Origin of the sequence: Halpernia humi, from assembly GCF_900108025.1 — a bacterium.
In the GTDB taxonomy this organism is placed as follows: Bacteria; Bacteroidota; Bacteroidia; order Flavobacteriales; family Weeksellaceae; genus Halpernia; species Halpernia humi.
This window is the reverse complement of record NZ_FNUS01000003.1, coordinates 19660-45616: the sequence shown is the minus strand read 5'-3', so window position 1 is coordinate 45616 and position 25957 is coordinate 19660. Positions and strand designations below refer to the sequence as shown.

Below are 25957 nucleotides of genomic sequence, written 5' to 3'. Positions count from 1 at the left end.
AATATTTTTTTTAAATTTAGCAAAAAAAACTATGGAAAATTTTAGTGAATTTGATAATCTGTTAACAACGCCACAAAAAGACAGTAGTTCAATTATTTCGCACGCGTTTGAAACTTATAAAAAAGTCATTTGGTATGGCGTTTTAATGGTTGTTGGCGTTTACATCATTTCTTCAATAATTACTAGCATTGTGGGTTTTGATCAATCTGCGGCATTAGAAGTAATTCGTGAGGCAGTGCGTACAAAAAATTATGAATTGATCCACAATATTCATGGTTTACAATCTAATTCGGGTGTTTCCATCTTTCTGAGTTTAGCTGCTTTCCCTTTATATGCTGGGTTTCTGTATATATTAAACAAAGCTAATTTTGGCGAGCAATTTACATTTTCTGATCTTTTTATTGGATACAAACAAAATACTTTGCAACTGATTTTGTTTTATGTAATTTCTAGTTTAATAATTGGCATTTCTGCATTATTTTGTTTAATTCCAGCGATTTTTGTGGCACCACTTTTTTTTATTGGTTTGCCAATAGTTTTCTTTGAAAATGCTTCAGCAACAGATGCGCTAAAAAAATCTTATGAAATAGCAAAGAATAATTATGGTACATTTTTGGGTCTTTCAATCTTAACTTTTTTTATCTCAATAAGTGGCCTTATATTGTGTTGTATAGGCATTATTTTTACAACAATGTTTACTTTTGCCGCAAAATATTCCGCTTATTGCGCCTTTCTTGGTGCACCAAAACCACTTGTAAAAGCGTAATTTTTTTAAATTTAATTAATAATGCCACATAATAATTTACCCATTAGCGAAGAAAAAATAAAACAAGTTTTTTTGCTGTTGGTGATTATAGTGATGGCGCTTTTAATTGGTTTTAACTTGTCGCTTTTTATCCCGTCGGTTTTAGGGGCGATTACACTCTACATTATCACAAGGAAATATAATTTGTATCTCCAAGAGCAGAAAAATTGGAAACCTTGGTTGGCGGTTTCGGTGATACTTTTTATCACCATTATTATTGTTGTTTTACCTGTTTATTTTACTGCTGATATGGTAATTCAACGCCTTGGGAATACAAAGGAATATATGGGGAAATTCAATGTTTTTATAGATAAAATACACGATTTTGTTTATCAAAAAACAAGTATGGACATCCTCAATAAAGATAATATGAGCAAACTGAAAGATGCGGTCGGCCGATTTTCTTCTTCTGCTTTAAGCACTACTTTTAATACCATCACAGTCATTTCTTCCACTTATTTTATTTTATATTTTATGATGGTAAAACCGCGGCGATTTGAGAATCTCTTGAAAAGTTCTGCACCATTAAAAAAATCAAATGTAAACCTTATTGGTGAAAAAATTCGTGCGATGGTAACTGCAAATGCCATTGGGATTCCCGTGGTTGCGATTGGCCAAGGTCTCGTGGCGTTGGTTGGATATTATATTTTTGGAGCGCCTAATCCATTAGTTTTGTTCGCTTTAACTTGTATTACCGCGATGATTCCGATTGTTGGAAGCGCCATTATTTTTATACCGGTTTGTATTTTTATGATAGCCGAAAATAATTGGGTTGGCGGACTGGGTTTGTTCGCTTATTGCGTCATTTTGGTGGGTTTAACAGATAATTTAATGCGTTTCACGTTATTACGAAAATTAGAAGACATTCATCCTTTGAATACCGTTTTTGGTATAATCATGGGCATCAATTTGTTCGGCTTTATGGGTTTGATTTTTGGGCCAATATTAATTTCAATTACAATTTTGCTCATCCAAGTGTATAGAGACGAATTTACCAATAGCGAGCAAGATTTCATTCTTCCAGAACCCGCAGAAGAAACTGAAGAAGAAATCGATCATTCTGCTTAATTTAATTTCAATGAATCCAGAAATTTTACAAGAAATCTGCGTGCAAAAAATGCCTTTTGGGAAATACAAAGGTCGCGTTTTGGCCGATCTTCCGATGTATTATTTAGAATGGTTTCAGCGCCAAGGAATGCCACCGGGTAAACTCGGCATGCAACTTTCTACAGTTTACGAAATAAAATTAAACGGGTTAGAAGAACTTTTGAAACCTTTACGAAAATAAATTTCAAAAAAAATTTAGAGCAACAAAATTCGGCATTTTTTCACTATTTCACCCGCTTTTCGTTCTATCCCGCCGCGGCGGGGATGCCACTACAATCGGGGCTATGTTGAGGTTTTTTGCTTTTTTCGACGAGAATAACTTTAAATTATTATTCCAAAGGTAAAAATCACAACTATAGAAGTACATTCTGAATACTAGTTTAATAAATCTTTCGCCTATGAAAAAGGCATGAATTTTCACATAGAATATTTAATGTTTTGCCCGTTTTTTTCAATTAGTTTGCACCATGTCGTTTTAGAACAGTATATTCCGGTAATTTTCAAACCGCGTTAAATTATTTGTATAAAATTTTACACATCTCTTATATTCAAAAGCTAAACAAGAAAGGAAAACTATGGTTTTTCAGCGAGACAGAAAAGAAGGTTCTACAAAAAATAAAGAAGGGGTTTTAATTGGCGAATTTGAATTTTAAAACACGATTTTAAAATTCATTTATTCTATAGCCTCGAAAGATTTCTTCTATTAAATTTGTTAAATGCTTAATTTTAAATCTTATTTTTTATAAAAAAGATATGCTATTTAATTTTACTTTATTAAAGTCGCTTTCTGAAATAAGGAAAAGAAGTATTATCTAAAAAATATTATATTCATAGAAAATATTTCTTTTGTGTGATATAAAAAACATGTATCTTTACCAAACCTTTGAGAGATGAATTTATTCACTCTTTTAAAGGTTAAATTTTTTTTCATCATTTGTGTTTTTAGAATCGTATCGTAAGGTACGATTCTTTTTTTATGGCTTCGTGCGCTCATATTTAATCAGCATTTGCGTAAAATAAGAGTACGTAATATTGCCTTCTTGCTGGTTAGATTTTAGAAATAAATTATTACTAATTAGAAAAAAATCATCTAAAAGACCTTGGTGGTTTTTCACAAAAAGTCTTTCATTTTTTCGGTCTCTCGCCATTTTTGTGGAATAATTTGAAATTATTTTGTTTACAAAAGTAGTGTCGCTTACACTTACGAAAGTTAAAAGACTTTTTAACGCAAAAAGATCTGTAGAATATTTCAGCGATTTATTTTTTGAGTTTTTGCCAATCAAAAAACCTATAAAATTGGCTTCCTGTTCTCGCGCAAATCCCAACTGATGGGCACTTTCATGCGCTAAAGTAAAAGGTAAATAAGTCGCGGGTAGTTGAGAATTAAACTGCGCTTCTGCCGTGAAAGGATTATAATAACCTAAAATTCCCGTGTAACTCATCACATTTTTAAACAAGCTTGGTTTAAAATCATTAATCAAAGTGTTTTTTTTATTTGAAAAAGTTTTTGGCAATTTCGATTGTTGCCCTAAAATAGCCGCTTGAATTTGTTTTAAATCTTTAATTTCAAAAATGCCGTTTTTGTCTTCAGAGACTTGGTTTCTGTCATCAATGCATAATTTTAAATATTTTAAACTCAAACTTTTCGCTTCTAAAACGGTGACGTCTTCTTGTGGAAGTTTGTCTAAAATTGGTGCTTGAAAATAGAGCATTCCCCAAAAAATTTGGTAAATGAAATAGAAAATATTTAAGAAAATCAATATAAAAACAGCGCTTTTTTGGCGTTTTTGTTTTTTAAATAAATTTAAGATTAAGTAAATTAATGAGATGACTATTAAAACATAAAAAACATCGCCTGCAGAAAAGGGAATTTCACTAAAAATCAATTGGTGAAAATATTTTTTTGCTTCAAATAACTGCTTAAAAAACGCGATTGCGGTTTCACTTTTAGATAAAAAGTAAAACAAAAAAAATTGGACAAGTAAAACACTTGCCCAAAATCTTTTTTTTCTAATATTTAATATTCTGTTAGTGTGCACTGCTTTCACTTTCTACCAAAACTACACCTTGTTTTTTTAATATTTTAGGTGTTATAAAACCATAAAAGGCGAGATAAAGAAAACAAATAATAGGAATCACATAACTAAAATGCGTGTAGGTAATGCCTAAAATTCCGTTTGGATTTGTAAGATCAAAATCGCAAATGTAACCTTGAATTAATGGAATAATGCCACCACCCAAAATCATCATAACCAAGAAAGAAGAGGCTTTCCCTGTGTTTTTACCTAAACCTGCAATTGCTAAATCAAAAATAGAAGGCCACATGATAGAACAAAATAAACCACCAGAAATAAAGAAATATTTCGCAATATCTTTATCTGGCCAAACCAGTCCTAAAACCATCATCACGATGCCTGCGAAACCAAAAAGCATTAAAGTTTTCCCTGCATTTTTGCCGCCCCAGAAACTCATAAGTATAAAAATAACAATCCAGATTGGGTAAATATAAAAGGCTGAAACATCTTTTCCACTTAAATAATTTGCGCCCAAGATTATAGCAAACGCTACAAATGGCACAATAAATTTCAACAGCATATTGGTGCTTTTCGAGGTGTTAAAAACATTCACGCCGCCATTCCAACGCCCGATCATTAAACTTCCCCAATAGAGTGAAATAAAAGGCGCAATATTATTTTCTAAAATATTTCCAAATTCGTGCGTGTGAAGAAGCGCGGGCAAGTTGCTCACAATAGAAACTTCAACACCAACGTAAATAAAAATTGCGAGCATACCAAGCGCTAATTGCGGATATTTTAAAATGCTAAATTTCTCGCTTTCTTCTGTTAACAATGCTTCTTCCTCTTTTGCGGGATCATCTATTTTTGCAAAAAGCATAAACACGGCTACTAAAAGAAAAGCAATTCCTAAAACGATGAATGGTTTTTTCACCAAAGACAGATGTGTTTTTACAAATTCTCTTGGGTAAACAATGGAAGTTGCCGCTTTTTTTACCGTATCAAATTTAGAAATGTATGGAACAAGTTCGGCATCACTTTTATTTTGAAGTTCAGAAAGTGCAGTATTGATCTGCGCTAAATTAGCATCAATATCTGCTTCGGATTTATTTAAAACCGCTGTTTCAGAAGTTGAAAGTGTTGCAAGTTCAATTTTATTTTTATCAAGTTCTTTTTTTAAATCTGTGAAATTATTTTGAACAATTTCGGTTTTAGTTAGGTTTTTATCTCTTGGTGCAGAATCTGTTTTGTTTCCCATTCCGAAGAGCGCAATACCGACGATAATCGGCCCAATCGTAGTCCCCAAAGAATTCACGCCGCCTGCTAACGTTAATCGGTGTGCACCAGTGCTCGCGCTTCCCATTTTTATCGCCAATGGGTTTGCTACAATTTGTTGTACTGAAAAACCTAGACCTACAATAAATAAAGCCGTCAGAAAGAATGGGAAACTTGCCATTGTTGCCGCAGGAACGAATAAAAATGCGCCAATTGCCGAAATTACAAGCCCAAAAGAAAGTGTTTTTTTATAGCCAAATTTTTGCAAAACATCACTTTTTAGCGAGACCAAAAAGAAAATGACAGAACCAATAAAGTATGCTGCATAAAATGCCCATGCTACCAATTGTGATTGCACTTGCGTTAAAACGAAATATTTTTTGAATACTGGGATTAGAATATCATTGCTCGCGGCAACGAAACCCCAGAAAAAGAATACAATGATCAGTGAAATAAATTGCGACCATTTGGTTTGAACTTGATGATTTTCCATTTGTTAAAAGTTTGTTTAGACAAATATAATTAAATATTTGGCTTAATGTTTTTTTCTAATGTTTTTTTAATCTCTTCTCGCGCCTTCAATTTTAAAACGGATGCTTTTTCTGAAGAATCTAAAATTGCATTAAAATAAACTTTCACTTTCCCAGGATGCCCAATTTTATTATCAAACGGAAACATTTCTTTTAAACCCACGAAGGTAAAAACCGCCAGCGGAAATTGATGTTTTGTAGCCAAAGTAAAAGCACCATCTTTAAAATCCGCCAATAAAACCGACGTATCATCTGGAACGCCACCTTCAGGAAAAATCACAATACTTTGCCCTTCTTGCATTCTTTCGGCGCATCGTCGGTAAACATCGGCGCGGCTTCTGGCGCTTTCTCTATCCACCATCACACAAATTCTTTTATAAATTTGCCCAAAAATGGGGATTTTAACCAACTCTTTTTTGCCCACATACACCAATGGATGATTGGGCATCAAAATGCACGGTAGCATAATATCCATAATAGAAGTGTGGTTGGAGATAAAAATATATTGTTGGTTTTTTTCAATATTTTTCTGTGTTTCTTTTATTAATTTATAGCGGAAACCCATTCCAAAAAAAAGCGTGAAACACCAAAGACGGATAAAAAAATAGCAATATTTATAATGTTTTGGGTTAAATGTTAAAAAATAAACGAATAAACCAAAAAATAAAGTCGCAATTACGGCCAAAATCACAAACCAAAGCCGCCACAAATAATTGAAAAAAACGGTCATTGTAAAAGGAGATTAGCCATTAAAAATAATTTTTTTCTTTACAGAATAATTTAAAACCGAAACCACAATAATAGCGAAAATTTTACTCAACACTTCTGGGCTAAAAACGAAAATCATTACATTAATATTTTTAAAAAACACGTAATGAAAAAAAATTTGAAAAATAGATAAACTTAAAACTGTAGAAAATGCGGAAACAATCATAAAATAAAGAAACTCCCTTTTCTTGGAATGTTTGCCACGCTCGAAAACAAATTTGATGCTCAAAATATAATTAAACAAAATTGCACAAGATGTAGAGAAGACATTGCTAAAAGGATATTTTATACCATAAAAATTCAACTCCGGAGGAAAAATTTTCGGGATGTACAAACTGAATAGTTTAAAAAGTCCAATTTCTACCACAGCACTTAAACCTCCCGCGATAACGAAAAATATCAGTTGCTTTTGTTTTAAAATTAATTTCTTCATGAATTCTGCTGCAAATTTAAAATTAAATGTTAAACAATAATAAATTGTTGTTAATTTATTTTTTAGTAGATATATATTATCTACTTTTATACTTCAAATAAGAGAGATTGCCGAAAGTATTTTGTAATGCGCTGTTAATAAAGGGTTTCTGGCAATTTAAAATTTAATGTATCTTTAAAATTGCTAAAAAATGTCAAGCTTAAAAAACCAACGAACACTCCAAAGATTCTTGCCACAAAAGAATCAAATCTCTGAACTTAAAAGAAACAACTACCGTTTCAAAAGAGTTTTTCGTGAGTATGAAATGATGTCTGAACAATTATGGAATTTAGAAACTTCTTCAGAAATTTCTGTCTCTGACGATTTTCTAAACGCGGTATCCATGCAAACGAATATTTTAGAAGAAGAAATACAAAATTGGTTGCATCCACAAATTGAAAACAATCCAATTTAAGGAATTTTGTTTTAAAGATAAATTCCTATTTTAGCATTCTTAAAAAAATGCTAAAATATGTTTGCGATTGTAGATGGCGGCTCTTCTAAATGCGACTGGATTATCCTGAACGATGCTGGGAAAATCTTACTTAAAACCGAAACCATTGGTTTTAATCCAAATATTATAGACGCACATCTTATTCCCGCAGAGATTTACAAAAATTTGCAGTTGGCTACAGAAGCTTTAAAAATAGAATACCTATTTTTTTACGGTTCGGGTTGCGGCGTGCCAGAAAATTGCCTTTTGGTGGAAAACGAATTGCAAAAAGTATTTCAAAACGCGCAAATTGTAGTGAAAGAAGATATGACGGCGGCGGCTTATGCGGCTTATGATGGGAAACCTGCCGTGATTTGTATTCTTGGCACCGGCTCTAATTCTTGCTTTTTTGATGGCGAAAATATCCGTCGAGATTTGCCTTCTCTTGGTTTTCTAATTGGCGATGAAGGCAGCGGAAATGCTTTAGGTAAAATTTTACTTAAAAACTATTTCATGAAGAAATTTCCCGCAGATTTGCATGAAGATTTTTCTAAAACCTATAATTTAAAAATTGAAGACGTGATCAGCAATATGTATCACAATCCGCGTGCAAATGCCTATTTAGCAGATTTTAGCCGTTTTATTTTAGAAAGAAAATCACATCCATATTTGCAACATTTGGTTTTTGAAGAAATAAAAAATTTCCTTGACTATCAAGTTTTGCCTTATGAAGAAAGTAAAAATTGCGACATCAATTTTATCGGCTCAATTGCACATTATTACGAAGATATTTTACGAGCCGCCGCTGCCGAAATGCATTTAACAGTCGGAAAAGTAGTGCAAAAACCTATAGAAAGTTTAGCAGAATACCATTTAAAATATATTTTGCCTAAATTAAAAAATTAAACAAATCACTTTGTTTTTTAGATTTTGAGTTTAAGCAAAACTGCTTAAATTTTACTTCTTTGAAAATTAAATAAAAACTAAAAACCACGTCTTAGTGTCCAAATAATTTTAAAATTTTCTTTGTGACGTTGTGGTAAAAAATATAATTATGAGCAATAAAAGAAATAGAGACGAAAAAAATTTCAGACAGGCGGCTTTAGACTACCACCAATCTGAACCAAAAGGAAAAGTAGAAGTCATTCCTTCTAAACCGCATTCTTCGCAGCGCGATTTATCCTTGGCTTATTCGCCTGGCGTTGCGATTCCTTGTATGGAAATTTTTGACCATCCAGAAAAAGTGTATGATTACACCGGAAAAGGAAATTTAGTTGCCGTAATTTCTAATGGAACAGCGGTTTTAGGTTTGGGCGATATTGGGCCCGAAGCTTCGAAACCTGTGATGGAAGGCAAGGGTTTACTATTTAAAATTTTCGCCGATATTAACGTTTTTGATATTGAAATAAACGAAAAGGATCCAGATAAATTTATCCAAACCGTAAAAGCAATTTCGCCTACTTTTGGCGGCATTAATTTAGAAGACATCAAAGCGCCAGAAGCATTTTACATTGAGCAAAAATTAAAAGAAGAACTCGATATTCCGTTGATGCACGATGATCAACACGGAACGGCGATTATTTCTGCAGCAGCTTTAATCAATGCGTTGGAAATTGCCAATAAAAAAATTGACGAAATAAAAATGGTCGTAAATGGAGCAGGAGCGGCAGCCATTGCTTGCACCAATCTCTACATGGCATTAGGTCTTAAAAAAGAAAATATTTTGATGTGTGACAGCAAAGGCGTCATCAATCATAAACGTGAAAATCTTACTGCAGAAAAATTAGATTACGTCGCGAATACCGACAAAACCACGCTGGAAGAAGCCTTAGAAAATGCAGATGTTTTTGTTGGTTTGTCTAAAGGAAATGTTGTAACGCCAGAAATGTTGAAAAAAATGGCGGAAAACCCAATCGTTTTCGCATTGGCAAATCCGGATCCTGAGATTGATTATACTTTGGCGATGGAAACCCGGAAAGATGTTTTAATGGCAACCGGAAGAAGCGATTTTCCGAACCAAGTGAATAATGTTCTCGGTTTCCCTTACATTTTTCGGGGCGCGTTAGACGTTCAGGCAAAAGGAATAAACGAAGCCATGAAGTTGGCAGCGGTTTATGCCATTGCAGATTTAGCCAAAGAACCAGTGCCAGAAGCGGTGATTTTGACCTATAATCTTAAAAATTTGAATTTCGGGCCAGACTATTTTATTCCAAAACCTTTTGATAATCGTTTAATTACAAAAGTTTCTATGGCTGTGGCAAAAGCGGCAATGGAAAGCGGAATCGCCAGAAAAAATATTGAAGATTTTGAGCAATACGAAAATCAATTATTAGATAGAATGGGACGCGATGAGAAACTCATCCGAATGATGCAAAACCGCGCGCGCTCTAACCCAAAAAGAGTAACACTTGCAAATGCTGAAGAATATAATGTGCTGAAAGCGGCGCAAATTCTCTATGAAGAAGGCATTGCACAACCAATTTTATTAGGAGATAAAAAATACATCAAAGAGCAAATGAAAAAATTTGGAATTGACATTGATGTTCCAATTGTAGATCCAGCCGATGATGATCAGGAAGAAAATCGTAAAATTTATCGGGAAACACTTTTAGATTTGCGCAAAAGAAAAGGCGTGAATGAATATAAAGCCAAACGATACGTTCGCCAGCGTGATTATTTTGGCCCTTTAATGTTGAAAAACGGTGATACTGATGCTTTGATTGTTGGTTTTTCTAAAAATTATTCTTCCGTTTTAAAACCAATTTTAGAAATTATTGGAAAAGAAAAAGGTGTTGAAAAAGTGGCTTCGATGATGATGATTTTATCTGAAAAGAAACCTTATTTCTTCGCAGATACTTCCATCAATAAAAATCCTTCGGCAGAAGATTTGGTTTCCATTGCAAAAATGTCTGAAATTACAGTAAAATCTTTCGCCATAGAGCCAAGAATTGCAATGTTGGCTTATGAAAATTTCACCGCAAAGGCGGAAACATCTCAAAAAGTAGCAAAAGCAGTGAAGATTTTACACGAAAAATTTCCGAAAATGATTGTGGACGGAGAAATACAGCCAGATTTTGCGATGAATAGTGATCACCTTTCAGATTATCCTTTTTCAAAATTAGGAACTACACCGGCAAATACTTTTATTTTCCCCAATCTTGAAAGCGCCAATCTTTCCTACAAAATCATCCGCGGAATGAAAGTGGCGCAAACAATTGGGCCAATTTTAATGGGTTTAAACCAACCAGTTCACGTTTTGCAAATGCGTTCAAGCGTAGAAGAAATTGTAAATCTGGCAACGATTGCGGTATTGGATGCGCAGTTGAAGGAGAGTTTGAAGAAATAAAAAAGAAATTAATTGGCACTAATGTGATGTTTGCGCAAGCATCTAAATAAAACTCTTTCTAATTAAATAATTTTTGCTTTCCGGAATTACTGCAATTGTATTGATAAATGTTTTTTAATGAAACTTTCTCCAAAAAGTATTTTAAGTCCAAGTTTTAATTCAAAAAAATACGAACGCAGTTTTAAAGTTAGAGTTTGGATAACGATAATTGGGTTAATAGTATGTGGAATTGTAATTATACTTAAAGAAATATAATAATAAAAGCCAATTTCCTACGCAAAGTTTCCCGACTTTTCGCAATAAATTCAACCGCCAATATCTCTTAGCGGTGCCGATGATTTGCAATTTTTGCTCACAAATCTTACCAATTCAGTCTTTTTTGCTGTTTTTTAATATGATTTTTGACATCATTTTTCTTTTGCTATTTGGAATTTTGTGATAAATATTTCGTAATTTTAAAAGGTTTACTTATCTTAATAGCGTGAATTAATTAATTGATTTTCAAAATTTTAAGTGTAAATATTAATCATTTTAAGTTTTGTTTTTATACCTGATTAGTAGTTCTATTAAGTTTCTTTTTTTTAAAAGATAGATTTTCTCTATTTCAAAATAGATAAACTTTTTGAAATGTGATATTTGTTACTTAAGGGACTATTAATAAGACCTAAATTTGTATTACAAAAAAATAAATTATGGATGTAGAAGTTTTAGCAAGAATTCAGTTTGTTTTCACAATTGCGTTTCATTATATCTATCCACCATTAAGTATTGGTATAGGATTAATTATGGTGATTATGGAAGGTTTATACTTAAAAACCGGGAAAAAAGAATATGAAGTTTTAACACGTTTTTGGTTGAAGATTTTCGCCATCACCTTTGGTATTGGTGTAGCAACGGGAATTATAATGGAATTTGAATTTGGCACCAATTGGGCTGTTTATTCAAAATACGTAGGAGATATTTTTGGAAGCGCACTCGCTGCTGAAGGTTTATTTGCATTTGGTTTAGAAAGCACGTTTTTAGGAATTTTAATTTTTGGTTGGAATAGAGTTTCCCCGAAAGTTCATTTCGTATCAACGGTAGGTGTTTTTTTAGGCTCAATGTTTTCTGCCGTTTGGATAGTTGTTGCAAATAGTTGGCAACAAACACCTGCAGGATATCACATAGTGGGGCAAGGTTTAGCCGCTCGTGCAGAAGTTACCGATTTCTGGGCTATGGTTTTTAACCCATCAAGTGTAGATAGAATTATTCATACATGGCAAGGTGCCTTTCTAGCGGGTTCTTTCTTGGTTTTGAGTGTTCATGCGTATTACATCAGAAAAGGAAGATATATAGAATTATCTAAAAAAGCGTTTAAAATTGCTTTAATAGTGGCAACTGTTGTTTCGTTTTCACAATTAATTTCTGGTCACAGTTCTGCGGATGGCGTTGCAAAAAACCAACCTGCAAAATTAGCGGCCATGGAAGGTCACTATGAAAAATCTGCACCTGCAAAATTATATCTAGTAGGATGGGTAGATAATAAAACTCAAAAAGTGACGGGTATAGGTATTCCTGGAGGTTTATCATTTTTAGTACACCAAGATTTTAAAGCACCAATTACAGGTTTAAATGCCTTCAAGCCCGAAGATAGACCAGGCCAAGTAAATGCTGTATTTCAATTTTATCATATCATGATTTCTATTGGGATGTTTTTGATAGCATTAACTTTTTACGCAAGTTTTTTATGGTGGAGAGGCAAATTATTTGAAACCAAATGGTTGATGTGGATTTTTTCTTTTTCCGTGCTTTTACCGCAAATAGCCAATCAAGTAGGATGGTTTGCAGCGGAAATGGGAAGACAACCGTGGATTGTTTATGGACTTTTAAGAACCAGCCAAGGTTTTTCTCAAGAAGTTTCAGCAAATCAGATTGTATTTTCATTAGTTCTATTTACAGTTGTTTATACATTGTTATTGATTCTGTTTTTATATTCTTTAAACAAGAAAATAAAACATGGTCCTTATGAAGAAGCTCAAAATGCATTAGAAATTATTTAAATTAAAAAAACATGGAAACATTCTTAGGTATAGATTATCCAACACTTTGGTATTTAGTAGTAGGTTTATTATTTTCAGGATATGCTATTTTGGAAGGCTTTGATTATGGAGCGGGCGCTTGGCATTTATTCTTTAAAAAAGATTTAAGCAGAAGAATTGCAATTAATGCAATCGGACCGATTTGGGATGCCAATCAAGTTTGGCTAATTATTGGCGGTGGCGCTTTATTCGCTGGTTTCCCAGTGATGTATGCCACAATGTTGTCTGCAATGTACATCCCTTTTATGTTATTCTTAATCTTATTGGTATTACGCTCATCCGCCATAAAATTTAGAAGTGCAGAAGAAATGCCTTGGTGGCGAAAAACTTGGGATATTATTTATTTTGTAACTAATGTTTTGATAGCATTTTTATTAGGCGTTGTTCTTGGGAATGTATTGCAAGGTTTTGAAATTGGGCCAAACTTTACTTATCAAGGCGGGATCTTCTTCGCATTTTTAAGTCCTTACGCTTTAATGGCTGGTTTTACCACTTTGTCCATATTTATGACACAAGGCGCCATCTTTTTATTATTAAAAACCGAGGGAAGATTACACGCCAGATTAACTTTCTTGCTGAAAAAAGGAATGATATTTTTTATCATAAGTTTCTCAATAACATCATTATATACATTAATTTTCATTCCTGGCGTAACAGATAAATTTAAAAGCAATCCTGTATTTTTTATTTTACCACTTTTAGCGTTTTTAGCAGTTGCTAATATCCCGCGTTTGGTCGCAAAAAAGAAATATGCTATCGCTTTGGTTTTCTCTTCTTTAACGATGGCATTTTTGTTAATGTTGGTTTCATTGCAGTTATATCCAGTGTTATTACCTTCAACTATTCATCCAGAACATAGCGTAACAATTTATAATGCTGCTTCTTCTGAAAAATCATTGGGAATTATGCTTACAATCGTGCTTATTGGGACACCACTTTTAGCCGGATATTTTGTATTTCTCTATAGAACTTTCTATGGAAAAGTAAAATTAGACGATACCAGTTATTAATTAGTAAAAATTTAATAAAAACATTTATGGCTCTAATATTAGTTTACAAAATGATTTAGGATCATAAACTTTAATTTAATTAAAAGAAATATATATCGAAAATAGCAAACACAATCTCCCGATTTTCTATAACATAAGCAAATGAAAATACAAAAATGGAGTAAATATTGAGGACTCTAAAACCTCAGAATATTATGAATAAAAGGAAGGAATTGTTAACCTTCCTTTTTTTATTATTATACTTCTGACTTACTATTTCTATCACATTATCATGCTATTTTGGCAAAAACGTTTCGTTTTTTTCTTATTTTTAGTTATAAATAAATGCAGCATTGTCAAAAATTTATAATCTGCGACAAAAACCAACAATAAAACCTATTCTCCCATCTTATAATATTTATTTACATTTGCGAAAATTAGTTTTATGATTTATTCTTTACGAGGCAAAGTATTAGAAATTCAGCCTACTTCTTGTGTGATTGAGTGCAACGGCGTGGGTTACTTAGTCGGCATTAGTTTGCAAACTTCAAATAAAATTAAATTAAACGAAAATATTTTTATCTACATTCAACAAATTATTCGCGAAGACGCCAATTTATTATTTGGTTTTAACACTCTTTTGGAAAAAGAAATGTTTAATTTGTTAATTAGTGTTAATGGCGTTGGTGCAGTTTCCACACTCATTTTGCTCTCTACTTTTAGCCTTCAAGAAATCGCTTCTGGCATACAATCTGGCAACAGTGGTTTGATACAAAAGGCGAAAGGAATTGGGACCAAAACAGCCGAAAGGATTATTGTAGATTTGCGAGATAAGGTGCAAAAATTTGGGCTTTCTGAAGAAAATATTTCTACTTTTGCAGATAATAAAATTAAAGAAGAATCGTTATCTGCTTTAGAAGTTTTAGGTATTCCTAAGAAAATGAGTGAGAAAATTGCAGACCGTATTTTAAAAGAAAATCCGCTACTTACGACCGAAGATTTGGTGAAGCAGATTTTAAAAAAGATTTAACATTTGAAGAAAAAAAATTTATTACTGACGAAACTTTCGGCACTTTTCTTTCTGTGCTTTAGTTTTGCCAGTGTTTTTGCACAAAATACACCTTCGGACAGCACTATCGTTCGGAAACAATACAACTTGCCAAATCCTGTTCGCTATGAAGCCTATTATGATGTGGCGAGCAATATGTATTACCTCTATCCAAAGGTTGGCAATATGGTAACCGGAAATCCGGTTGCGATGACAACGGCGCAATACATGGAGTATGTAAAGAATAACCAACTCAGTTCTTACTACCGAGAAAAATCTAATGATAATAATTTAGTCGATAGAAAAGACCAAACAGACGCGCTCAAAAAAGGCTTTATCCCAAGTGTTACCATAAAAAATAAAATTTTTGAAACCATTTTTGGAGGCAATAAAATTGAAATAATTCCGCAAGGTTTTGCTTCTTTTGATTTGGGAATATTATACCAAAAAATTGATAATCCTTTAATTCTGCCTCAAAATAGAACAAGTTTCGCTGTCAATATTCAGCAAAGAATTCAGTTAGGATTATTGGGAAAAGTAGGCGAAAATTTACAGTTAAAAGCCAATTATGACACCCAAAGTGGTTTTGCTTTTGAGAATAGAATGAATCTTGTTTACCAAGCAAAAGGCTCTTGGCAAGACTTGCAAAGCAAAGGCTTGACCGATAAAACCACCGGCGGCGAAGATAAAATCATCAAAAGATTAGAATTTGGAAATGTGAATATGCCACTTTCTACAAGTTTAATTCGTGGTTCAGAAAGTTTATTTGGTTTAAAAACCGAATTTCAATTGGGGAAAACTAAAGGGACTTTGGTGCTTTCTCAACAGCAAGGCGAAGCCCGAAATATTGTGGTGCAAGGTGGCGGCGTTTTTAACACTTTTAAAATAAATGCGATAGATTATGAAGACAATCAGCATTATTATTTAGGTCATTATTTTCTTGATAATTACGATCAGGCGCTTTTAAATTATCCTCAAATTAATTCTAAAGTAAATATTACCCGTATTGAAGCCTGGGTTATCGATCAAGGATCAGGAAATTTGCAAGAGCAAAAAAGCATGATTGGTATTCGGGATTTGGGCGAAGGTCCTTCTGGTTTCCCAGATAATTCTCAAAACAATCTTTATCAAAGTATTATTACAAGCATTGGTACGCCGCGAGATCAAAATACAAATTATACCAATATTTTAGCAGGAAAAACTTTTCCTAATGCACAAGGCGTATCAGAAACTTACACCAATGGCGAGCAATATATCTATAGTAGCAAAAGCAGAAGATTATCTAGCGGAGAATTTACTTATAATCCACAACTAGGTTATCTTTCTTTAAACCAAAGATTAAATGACAATCAATATTTAGCCGTTTCTTATTCTTATACAATAAATGGTTCTAATCAAGTTTACAAAGTAGGAGAGTTTTCAGAAGAAAGCCCTGTGGTGATTGCCAAACTTTTAAAATCGAACACCATTACTCAACCTACATCGCCGATGTGGGATTTGATGATGAAAAATATTTATCCGCTTAATGCAAGCCAGGTCAATCAAGATGGATTTATAATGAATGTTTTCTACCGCGATCCTACAAGTGGTGGAAAAGTGAACTATTTGCCAAACACTCCAGTTCAGGATTTGAACTTGTTAAAATTATTCAATTGGGATAGATTAAATTTGAATAATGACTTACAAACCAACGGCGCACAAAGTGGGGATGGTATTTTTGATTTTGTCCCTGGCATTACGATTGATGCCGAAAATGGTAAATTAATTTTCACCAAAGCCAAACCTTTTGGTAAATATCTGCAAGGCGTTATTGGTGTGAATGATCCGAAATATGTGTATAATGATTTGTATGATCAGCAAAAATCCGTAGCCTCACAAAACAGTCTGTCACAACGATATACTCTAGAAGGCCGCTACAAAGGCTCGCAAGGTTCAGGCATTTCTCTGGGTGCGATAAATGTGCCGCAAGGCTCGGTAAAAGTGACGGCAAATGGTGTTGCTTTAGTTGAAGGGCAAGATTACACCGTCGATTATCTGTTAGGTTCAGTTAATATTATTAATGAAGCAGTAAAAAATTCTGGGCAAGCCATTAATATTTCATTAGAAAACCAATTGACTTTTAACACACAAAGAAAAAGTTTTTATGGCTTAAATTTAGAACGAAAATTTAATGATCATCTCACAGTTGGCGCCACCGTCGTTAATTATGGCGAAAGACCTTTAACACAAAAAGTAAATTTTGGTGATGAAGCGGTGAACAATACAATGGCGGGTTTTAATTTATTGTATAACAATCAACTGCCTTTTTTAACCCGACTGACAAATAAAATTCCGTTTGTGAAAACAGAAGCACCCTCAAATTTGAATTTTTTAGCAGAAGGTGCTTACTTAATTCCAGGGCAAAATAAAGGGACAAATGACCAATCTTACATTGATGATTTTGAACAAACGACTTCAAAAATTTCTTTAAAAGATCCTTCTTCGTGGAGTTTAGCATCAAAACCAGAACTCAACCAAACTGATCCCGTCTTTGCGGGTGCTGGTTTAAATGATAATATCCAAAATGGTTTCGGAAGAGGCTTAATTTCTTGGTATAATATAGACCCAAGATTTTATGGCGTCGGTGGAAAGGCACCAAACGGCATAAATGCGCAAGCGCTTTCTAATCACGCTTCTAGGAGAGTACAACTATCAGAATTATTTAATAGCCGCGATTTTGTAGCAGGAGAGCAAACTTATACCAATACTTTCGACGTTACTTATTATCCGACAGAGCGTGGGCCTTATAATTTCAATCCTGCTAATGAAAGCACGCAGCAAAGATGGGGTGGATTAATGCGGCCAATTTCTGTGTCGAATTTTGTAAATTCTAACATCCAATATGTGGAATTTTGGTTGATGGATCCCTATGCAGATGGTAATCCTTTGGGTGCCGCACCAAAACTTTTATTACAACTTGGGAACGTGTCTGAAGATGTTTTGAAAGATGGAAAATTAGAATACGAAAATGGTTTACCAACGCCAAATGTGCCTGCCAATACAAGTACTACAAATTGGGGCGTGCAGCCAAACCAATTTCCTATTTTGTATGCATTTTCTACCGAGGGAGCAGAAAGAACGGCACAAGATTTAGGACTCGATGGTTTAGACGACGCACAAGAAAGTGAAAAATATAATTTTACCTCTATAAATCCCGTTACGCAAGTAAATGATCCCGCTTCCGATGATTTTCTATATTATTTATCAGATAAATTTCAAGGCGCATTAGCTGCTTCATTAACGGATAGATACCGATATTTCCGTAATCCGCAAGGAAATTCTCAAAGTAATTCTTTAGAAGTATCTTCCCAAACACCAGATTCTGAAGACGCAAACGGCGATTATAATTTAGATCAAAGTGAAAATTACAACCAATATACAGTAGATTTAGCCAAAACCGATTTAGTGGTTGGCCAAAATAATATTGTAGATGAAAAACAAGTTCAAGTAAAATTTCAAAACGGACAAACAGGAACCAACAAATGGTATTTATTTAGAATTCCTGTGGCAAAATATGATCAAACTTCAGGTGCACACGATCCGTCTATTTTAAACAATGTGCGTTTTGCCAGAATGTTATTGGAGGGTTTTGACCAAAAATCAACATTGCGTTTTGGTACTTTTGATTTGGTTAGAACCGATTGGCGCGCTTACACTAATAATATCGCAAGTTCTTCCGTACCTGCTACCGATGAAGGAACAGCCGCATCACCAACTCAAAATGATAATTTTGATGTTGGAAGTGTGAATTTAGAAGAAAATTCTGGCGGTTCTCCTCCTTATGTTTTGCCACCTGGCATTGAGCGTCAAGTTCTTAGTGGAAATGCGGGCGCGCAAAGACAAAATGAAGCCTCGCTTTATTTAAAAGTAACAGATTTGCGAGACCAAGCACGTGGCGTTTTTAAAAACACCCAACTGGATATGCGCCGTTTCAAAAAAATGGAAATGTTTGTGCATGCAGAAGATTTAAAAAACCTAATGTCTAGCGATCTAGATCCCAACGCAAAATTCTTTATCCGTTTTGGTAGTGATGCTACAGACAATTACTACGAATATGAAGCCTCATTAAAATATACGGCGCAAAATGCAAAATCTCCTTTAGAAATTTGGCCATCAGAAAATAATGTGGATTTTGAACTCCAAAGTTTTGTTGATGCTAAACAAAAGCGAGATGGCACTTCTGGTGCTTTAATTACGGATCGCTTTACAGATCCTGAATTTGGTGACGGTGATAAAAAAATCTACGTAAAAGGCCGCCCAAGTTTAGGAAATATTACCACCATCATGATTGGTGTAAGAAATAATTATAAAAACATTGGTTCAAAAGAAGTAGCGCCTCCTGGGCCAAAAGATTTGGTACTTTGGGTAGATGAATTGCGACTTTCTGGGATTGATAACAAAGGAGGTTACGCCGGAAATGCATCTTTAAATTTCAACCTGGGAGATTTTGCCACTGTGAATGCAAACGCCTCATTTTCTACAATTGGTTTCGGAAGTATTGTGTCTAAACCTGCAGAACGCTCGCAAAACAATAATTCTGCATTCGGCATTAATACAACTGTAAATGTTGACAAATTTTTACCAGAAAAATTAGGATTAAAAATCCCCGTGAATTATTCCTACAGCCAAACCATAGAAGATCCAAAGTACAATCCTTTAGATAATGATATAGAATTTAGCAAAGCCAAAAATAATGCGGAACTGAAAAAAGTGGCCAGAACTTACACGCAGCAAAGAAGCATCGGCGTAGTAAATATGCATAAAGAGCGTGTAGATACAAAGAAAAAGCAAAAATTTTATGATGTAGAAAATATTTCGCTAACCACAATTTATAACGACGATTTCTATCGGGATATTTATACCAAACGAAATTATCGCCAATACTTAAGAGGATATGCAGATTACAATTATAATTTTAAACCTTATGTCATTCGTCCTTTTAATAAATTAATTAGCGATACAGCAAAATCTTCGAAATATTTGCAATGGATTAAACAAATTAATTTTAACCCAGTTCCTACCAGATTATCTTTTCGCGCAGAAATAGATCGTAATTATAACGAACTGCAATTTAGAAACGTAGACGCTTTAATTTCTGGCATACAAGGCAATGATTTTGATGTTATTAAAAACAGAAATTTCTATTTTGGCTGGCAATACAGTTTAGGATTTAATTTTACAAAATCTTTGAAATTAGAAATTACTTCTGCTACAAGAACATTAAATGACAATGTGAGCGTTTATGATATGAATTCAGGCTCTATCTTCAAAGATCCACTTCGCGCAGGAAGACCCGTTTTGTACAATCACAAAGTGCAATTAAATTACAGATTACCGTTTGAATATTTCCCCTATTTAGACTTTATGAATGCTGAAGTTGGCTATGGTTTTCAATATAATTGGAATGCGAGATCGACGGTTTTATTAAACAGCCCAGAAGGAAGTTTGGGAAGCATCGGGCAAAATACCAATAATATTGTGGCGACTTCCACAGTAGATATTCCGAAACTCTTTGGGAAGTTTAATTATTTTAAAAAATTAAATATAACACTTCAAAAACGCCGACAAGAAATAGATTCTTTAAACAATGTTTACACCCAAGCGTGGAGTAAAAAGAAGAAAAAACCAAGTTTTAAATATTATAAATTTAAAAATAAACTCACGCCTTTGCAAGCCATCGCTTTTGCTTTAACTTCCGTAAAACAGTTGGATATTTCTTATAATGAAAACAACGGAATAGTGCTTCCAGGTTTGCTTTCTGCTCCAAATTGGTACGGATACGGGCAAACTTTAGGTGGCCCAACTGCAGGCTTTTTACTCGGTTCGCAAGCCGATATACGTAGAATTGCAATAGAACGTGGTTGGCTTTCTAATTCTAGTTTTTTAAATGATCCATACACCGAATTAAACAGTAAAAACCTCACGGCAAATCTGCAAATAATGCCGGTAAATGATTTTAGAATAGATTTTAATATTTTAAAAAATTACAATAGAAATTTTACGCAAGGTGGTTTCAACGTAGATGCAAATCCAAATACGGCTGCTTTTGATTTCTCCTATGGAAATGAGTTTATTTCCTATTCAAGAACTGCTTGGACATTTAAAACAGCCTTTGTAGATGGAAAAGAAATTTATAATAAATTGTATGAAAATGCGAAAAATATTTACATACAATCTGGTGGCGTATTTAATGCTGATGAATTCGCGCAAGGTAAAGGTTTAGGAGATGCTTATGTTTTGATTCCTGCGTTTCAAGCAGCTGTAGAAGGAAAATCCATAAACGGAAAACTTTCAGATCCAAAAAAATCTGGTTTTCCACTTCCAAATTGGAGAATCACTTATTCTGGTTTAAAAAATATTCCGTTCATCAATAGCCAATTTTCTAAATTTGATATTTTGCACGCATATACTTCCACATACACTGCAACGGGAATCCAGAGTAGTATTGATTTTTATAATGCGGATATTATTAGACAAAGTAATCAAGGATTACCAGAAAATTCACAAAAACCTATTCCAGTTGATGCTTTTGGTAATAACTATAATCCCTATTCCTTTTCACAAGTGGGCTATGTAGAGGCTTTTGCACCGCTAATCGGTGCAGATTTCACCATGCGAAATAATTTCCAGTTTCGGGCTTCCTATAACCGAGACCGCGCGTTTTTATTGGGATTGGTAAATCATACTTTGACGGAAGATTCTGGCAATGAATATATTATAGGTTTTGGTTACATTTTGAAAGATTTGCAATTAAAATTAAATATGAAGGGAAAAACCAAAAATATTAAAAGTGACCTTAATATTCGTGGGGATTTCTCTCTACGCGACAGCAAGACGAGAATTACTAATATTTTGCAAAACGATTCGCAAGTTACAGGCGGGCAAAAATTAATGTCAATTCGGCTTTCAGCAGATTATAACATGTCGAAAAATTTCAATTTGAAATTCTTCTATGATCAATTAATGACGAAATATAAAATCTCCACAGCGTTTCCTCTTTCCACAATCAGAGCAGGTTTAACGGCTACTTTCACTTTTAGTGGCGCAGGATTTTAATTAATTAAATAAAATTTCAACTAAATTTCACTTTGTCAAAGTTTTAAAGCGCCCAGCAAATACTTTGACAAAGTTTTTTTATTTTAAACTCTAAGGTTTATTGGAATGAAGTTTCCTTAAACTCTATAAAATATCAAACTTTTGTATTTCCTGCTTTCTTGTAGGTTTGTGGTTAAAAAAATAAGTCTTAAATTTAAAACATTAAATTAAAAAATTTGAAATCGCTGTTAGTAAGTTTGCAAATAAACACATATAAACTTGGGCGATTACAGATGAACTTTAAACACAGTAAATAATTAATTAAATATGAATTTATACACCCAACCTATGCTTCGCGAAGATGCTTTAAAAGGAAAAGTAGCCATCGTAACTGGCGGCGGAAGTGGTCTTGGAAAAGCAATGACCAAATATTTTCTGCAACTCGGTGCAAAAGTCGTGATTACTTCTAGAAATTTAGAAAAACTACAAAATACAGCAAAAGAGTTGGAGGAACAAACCGGTGGAAAAGTGCTTTGTGTAGCATGCGACGTTAGAAATTGGGACGAAGTAGAAGCCATGAAAAATGCGGCAGTGAAAGAATTCGGGCAAATTGATATCTTATTAAATAACGCTGCAGGAAATTTTATTTCACCTACTGAGAGATTAACGCATTCCGCATTTGATTCTATTTTGGATATAGTTTTAAAAGGCACCAAAAACTGTACACTTTCTGTGGGAAAATATTGGATTGATAATAAAATCCCCGGAACAGTTCTCAATATTGTTACTACCTATGCTTGGACGGGTTCTGCTTATGTCGTGCCTTCTGCATGTGCAAAAGCGGGCGTTCTAGCGATGACGAGAAGTTTGGCCGTAGAATGGGCGAAATATAACATTAGATTTAATGCAATTGCGCCAGGTCCGTTTCCTACAAAAGGAGCTTGGGAAAGACTTTTGCCAGGAGATTTGGCAGAAAAATTTGATATGCGAAAAAAAGTACCGTTGAGGAGAGTGGGAGAACACCAAGAATTGGCAAATTTGGCGGCTTATTTAGTTTCAGATTTTTCTGCGTATGTAAATGGAGAAGTCGTAACCATAGATGGTGGCGAATGGTTGCAAGGCGCAGGAGAATTTAATATGCTCGAAGCCATACCGCAAGAAATGTGGGATATGATGGAAGCGATGATTCGGGCGAAAAAGAATTCGTAATTTATTTTTAATATTTGGTAATCAGCAGATAACAATCATAATATTCTAATTCTGGCGCGCTTTTCCGATTATAGATTTTTATCCAAACTTTTGTGGTTTTTTCTATTGTGAAATTTACAATTGAAATGCCATCTAGTTTGGTATTTTCTTTTGCGATTAATGCGTTTGTATCTTTATTATATATAAATAAGTCTATGTCTTTCACTTCAGAATATCCGCCCAAACCAAACACTTTGTAATCGCCTGGTGAAAGGGTTGTAAATACTGAGGCCATACTTTTGCTTTGCAATTCAAATTTTGCATCATAAATACGTTTCAAACCTAATTCTTTTGCGTGATTCGCTATTTTATCTAAGATTGTTTGGCTAAAAGAAAATGCAGGTATAAGAATAACTGCAAATAAAAACAATAATTTTCTCATCATTTATATGTATTATTAAATAAAAATACAATAAAATTAATAATTTATTATAAAAAATAAAATAATTATTTTCTACAAAAAATATTTTAAATGTAACAAAATGCAAGATTTACCATACTTATATTTTTTAAAACCTATAAACAATGAATTTTAACTTATCCAAACCAATCTTGGCTTTTGCAGTTGCTTTTTCGGCACTCGCTTTTGCGCAAGAAAATGCCTCAAAGTATAGTTATACAGAAGCATTTAAACAAGATTTTTATCAAAATAATGCTACAGAAACCCGTTCTGCGAGCGGACAACCAGGTCATAATTATTGGCAAAATAGGGCAGATTATCAATTAAAGGCTAATCTAGATGCTGACAATAAAAAAATAACAGCATCGGCAGAAATTTCTTATACTAATAATAGTTTTGATAATTTGGGCTTTCTTTGGTTACAAATGGATCAAAATTTATTTAAAAAAGATTCTCGTGGAAACGCGGTAATTCCAGTTTCTGGAAGTAGAAATGGCGCGCACGGCGAAACTTTTGATGGCGGTTACACCATTTCTAGTATAGAAATATTATCGGAAAATGGGAAAAGTTTAAAAGTAACGCCTACATATACGGTTGTAGATACTAGGATGCAGATAGATTTGCCTCAAGAATTAAAAGCAAAAGGCGGCGAAATTAAATTTAAAATTAATTATTCTTTCACTTCTCCAGATTATGGATCCGACAGAATGGGTGTAAACGAAACCAAAAACGGTAGAGTGTTTACGGTTGCACAATGGTTCCCTAGAATGTGTGTGTACGATGATGTGATGGGCTGGAACACGCTCCCATATCTTGGTGCAGGGGAATTCTATTTAGAATATGGCGATATTACAGCAGATATTACAGTGCCGTCAAATCATTATGTAGTTGCTTCTGGCGAACTTATGAATCCAAAAGATGTTTATACAAGCGCGCAAATTAAAAAATGGGACGAGGCAAGAAATAGCGATAAAACAGTTACCATCAGATCTGCAGATGAAGTGAACAATGCGCCAAAAATAGCAAATGGCACAAAAACCTGGAAATTTAAAATAGAAAATACGCGGGATTTTGCATGGGCATCTTCACCTGCATTTATTTTAGATGCTGCAAGAATGAATTTACCAAGCGGTAAAAAAGCTTTGGCTATTTCTGCATATCCAGTGGAAAGTATGGGGAACGATGCATGGGGAAGATCTACAGAATATGTGAAACACTCTATAGAAAATATGTCTAAAAGATGGTATGAGTTTACTTATCCAAACGCTACAAATGTCGCTGGTATGGAAGGCGGAATGGAATATCCAGGAATTGTTTTTTGCAACTATAAAGACAAAGGCAAAAGTCTTTGGGGCGTTACAGATCACGAGTTTGGGCACAACTGGTTCCCAATGATTGTGGGTTCAAACGAAAGAAGATATGCATGGATGGATGAAGGTTTCAATACTTTCTTAAATGGTATTTCTGATAAAGATTTCAACAATGGCGAATATGCATCTCCAAATAATTTAGGAAAATCTGCCTTCTTTTTAGAAAATGACAAATTAGAACCAGTATTAAATGCGCCGGATAATTTAAAAGAAGCGAATCTTGGAATATTAGGTTATTACAAACCCGCTTCTGGGCTAAATATGTTGCGAGAAACTGTTTTAGGTGAGGCTAGATTTGATAAAGCCTTCCGAACATACATCCAAAGATGGGCATTTAAACATCCACAACCAGAAGATTTCTTCAGAACTATAGAAAACGTTTCTGGTGAAGAATTAGATTGGTTTTGGAGAGGCTGGTTTGTAAACAACTGGAAAATAGATCAAGCCGTAGATGGTGTAAAATATGTAAACGGTGATGCCAAAAAAGGCGCTATAATTTCTATCTCTAATTTAGAAAAAATGCCGATGCCTGTTGATGTTGAAGTGAAATTTAAAGATGGAACAACCCAAGAAATTAATTTGCCAGTTGAAATCTGGAAAAGAAATATAGATTGGTCTTTTAAAGTAAATTCTACAAAAGAAATAGCCAGTGTTACTATAGATCCTAAAGGAAATATTCCAGATATTAACAGAAAAAATAATGTGTGGACTTCCGATAAATTGGTTAAACAAGATCCCATCAACTTATCAGATTATTTAGGCGTTTTCTCCAGTAAAGAACTTCCCATCAAAATAACAACTACAACGGAAAATGATCAATTGCTAATACAAGCAACAGGGCAGCCATCCGTTCCGCTAGAATATGTAGGTAAAAATAAATTTACTTTTACGCAAGCTGGCCTTGATATTCAGTTTGATGCCGATAAAAAAGGCTTTACATTAATGCAAGGCGGTAAAGAATTTAAATTTACGAAAGAATAATTTTTTTCACAATCTTTT

17 protein-coding genes are annotated in these 25957 nt (G+C 33.8%); 12 read left to right on the top strand and 5 right to left on the bottom strand.

Going from position 1 to position 25957, the window contains the following annotated elements:
* The first annotated feature begins 31 nt into the window (after positions 1–31).
* From C4S29_RS07245 to C4S29_RS07235, 3 genes are read left to right on the top strand one after another with little or no spacing between them, the layout of a single operon-like run.
* Positions 32–766 carry a beta-carotene 15,15'-monooxygenase gene (locus tag C4S29_RS07245; RefSeq protein ID WP_103913486.1) on the top strand — a complete coding sequence of 245 codons (735 nt, stop codon included), beginning with the start codon at positions 32–34 and terminating at the stop codon, positions 764–766.
* Positions 767–787: 21 nt separating this feature from the next.
* A complete protein-coding gene (locus C4S29_RS07240; RefSeq protein ID WP_103913485.1) occupies positions 788–1873 on the top strand; it encodes an AI-2E family transporter in 1086 nt (361 codons plus the stop codon).
* A gap of 10 nt (positions 1874–1883) precedes the next feature.
* Complete coding sequence (locus C4S29_RS07235; protein ID WP_103913484.1) at positions 1884–2093, top strand: DUF3820 family protein; 210 nt, start codon at positions 1884–1886, stop codon at positions 2091–2093.
* Positions 2094–2886: 793 nt separating this feature from the next.
* On the opposite strand, the gene C4S29_RS07230 is transcribed toward C4S29_RS07235, so the two are convergent.
* Genes C4S29_RS07230 through C4S29_RS07210 form a run of 4 tightly spaced genes read right to left on the bottom strand, consistent with a single transcriptional unit; the run spans position 2887 to position 6933 of the window.
* Positions 2887–3951: a DUF3810 domain-containing protein gene (locus tag C4S29_RS07230; protein WP_103913720.1), complete on the bottom strand. Its 1065-nt coding sequence runs from the start codon at positions 3949–3951 to the stop codon at positions 2887–2889.
* Positions 3941–5695 (bottom strand): MFS transporter, encoded by a 1755-nt coding sequence (locus C4S29_RS14930; protein WP_233740513.1) that lies wholly within the window; start codon positions 5693–5695, stop codon positions 3941–3943. The genes C4S29_RS07230 and C4S29_RS14930 overlap by 11 nt, the downstream gene beginning before the upstream one ends.
* A 29-nt stretch (positions 5696–5724) precedes the next feature.
* Positions 5725–6462 carry a lysophospholipid acyltransferase family protein gene (locus C4S29_RS07215; RefSeq protein WP_103913483.1) on the bottom strand — a complete coding sequence of 246 codons (738 nt, stop codon included), beginning with the start codon at positions 6460–6462 and terminating at the stop codon, positions 5725–5727.
* Between the two features lie 12 nt (positions 6463–6474).
* Complete coding sequence (locus tag C4S29_RS07210) at positions 6475–6933, bottom strand: GtrA family protein (protein ID WP_103913482.1); 459 nt, start codon at positions 6931–6933, stop codon at positions 6475–6477.
* A 190-nt stretch (positions 6934–7123) separates the two neighbouring features.
* Between C4S29_RS07210 and C4S29_RS07205 the strand changes: the two genes are divergently transcribed.
* From C4S29_RS07205 to C4S29_RS07170, 8 genes are all read left to right on the top strand, one after another.
* A complete protein-coding gene (locus C4S29_RS07205; protein ID WP_103913481.1) occupies positions 7124–7387 on the top strand; it encodes a hypothetical protein in 264 nt (87 codons plus the stop codon).
* A 57-nt stretch (positions 7388–7444) separates the two neighbouring features.
* The gene (locus C4S29_RS07200; protein WP_103913480.1) at positions 7445–8311 is read left to right on the top strand and encodes a BadF/BadG/BcrA/BcrD ATPase family protein; all 867 of its coding nucleotides are present in this window, start codon (positions 7445–7447) and stop codon (positions 8309–8311) included.
* 148 nt (positions 8312–8459) lie between these two features.
* The gene (locus C4S29_RS07195; RefSeq protein WP_103913479.1) at positions 8460–10751 is read left to right on the top strand and encodes an NADP-dependent malic enzyme; all 2292 of its coding nucleotides are present in this window, start codon (positions 8460–8462) and stop codon (positions 10749–10751) included.
* A 692-nt stretch (positions 10752–11443) separates the two neighbouring features.
* Complete coding sequence (locus tag C4S29_RS07190) at positions 11444–12790, top strand: cytochrome ubiquinol oxidase subunit I (RefSeq protein WP_103913478.1); 1347 nt, start codon at positions 11444–11446, stop codon at positions 12788–12790.
* Positions 12791–12801: 11 nt separating this feature from the next.
* A complete protein-coding gene (gene cydB / locus C4S29_RS07185; RefSeq protein ID WP_103913477.1) occupies positions 12802–13839 on the top strand; it encodes a cytochrome d ubiquinol oxidase subunit II in 1038 nt (345 codons plus the stop codon).
* A gap of 424 nt (positions 13840–14263) precedes the next feature.
* Positions 14264–14848: a Holliday junction branch migration protein RuvA gene (ruvA, locus tag C4S29_RS07180; RefSeq protein WP_103913476.1), complete on the top strand. Its 585-nt coding sequence runs from the start codon at positions 14264–14266 to the stop codon at positions 14846–14848.
* Between the two features lie 3 nt (positions 14849–14851).
* Positions 14852–21961 (top strand): T9SS outer membrane translocon Sov/SprA, encoded by a 7110-nt coding sequence (sov, locus tag C4S29_RS07175; RefSeq protein WP_103913475.1) that lies wholly within the window; start codon positions 14852–14854, stop codon positions 21959–21961.
* A gap of 306 nt (positions 21962–22267) precedes the next feature.
* Complete coding sequence (locus C4S29_RS07170) at positions 22268–23149, top strand: SDR family oxidoreductase (protein WP_103913474.1); 882 nt, start codon at positions 22268–22270, stop codon at positions 23147–23149.
* A gap of 7 nt (positions 23150–23156) precedes the next feature.
* Here C4S29_RS07170 and C4S29_RS07165 read toward each other — a convergent pair whose 3' ends face one another.
* Positions 23157–23573 (bottom strand): hypothetical protein, encoded by a 417-nt coding sequence (locus C4S29_RS07165; protein WP_146063276.1) that lies wholly within the window; start codon positions 23571–23573, stop codon positions 23157–23159.
* Between the two features lie 140 nt (positions 23574–23713).
* Between C4S29_RS07165 and C4S29_RS07160 the strand changes: the two genes are divergently transcribed.
* The gene (locus tag C4S29_RS07160; protein WP_103913472.1) at positions 23714–25939 is read left to right on the top strand and encodes a M1 family metallopeptidase; all 2226 of its coding nucleotides are present in this window, start codon (positions 23714–23716) and stop codon (positions 25937–25939) included.
* Positions 25940–25957 lie beyond the last annotated feature (18 nt).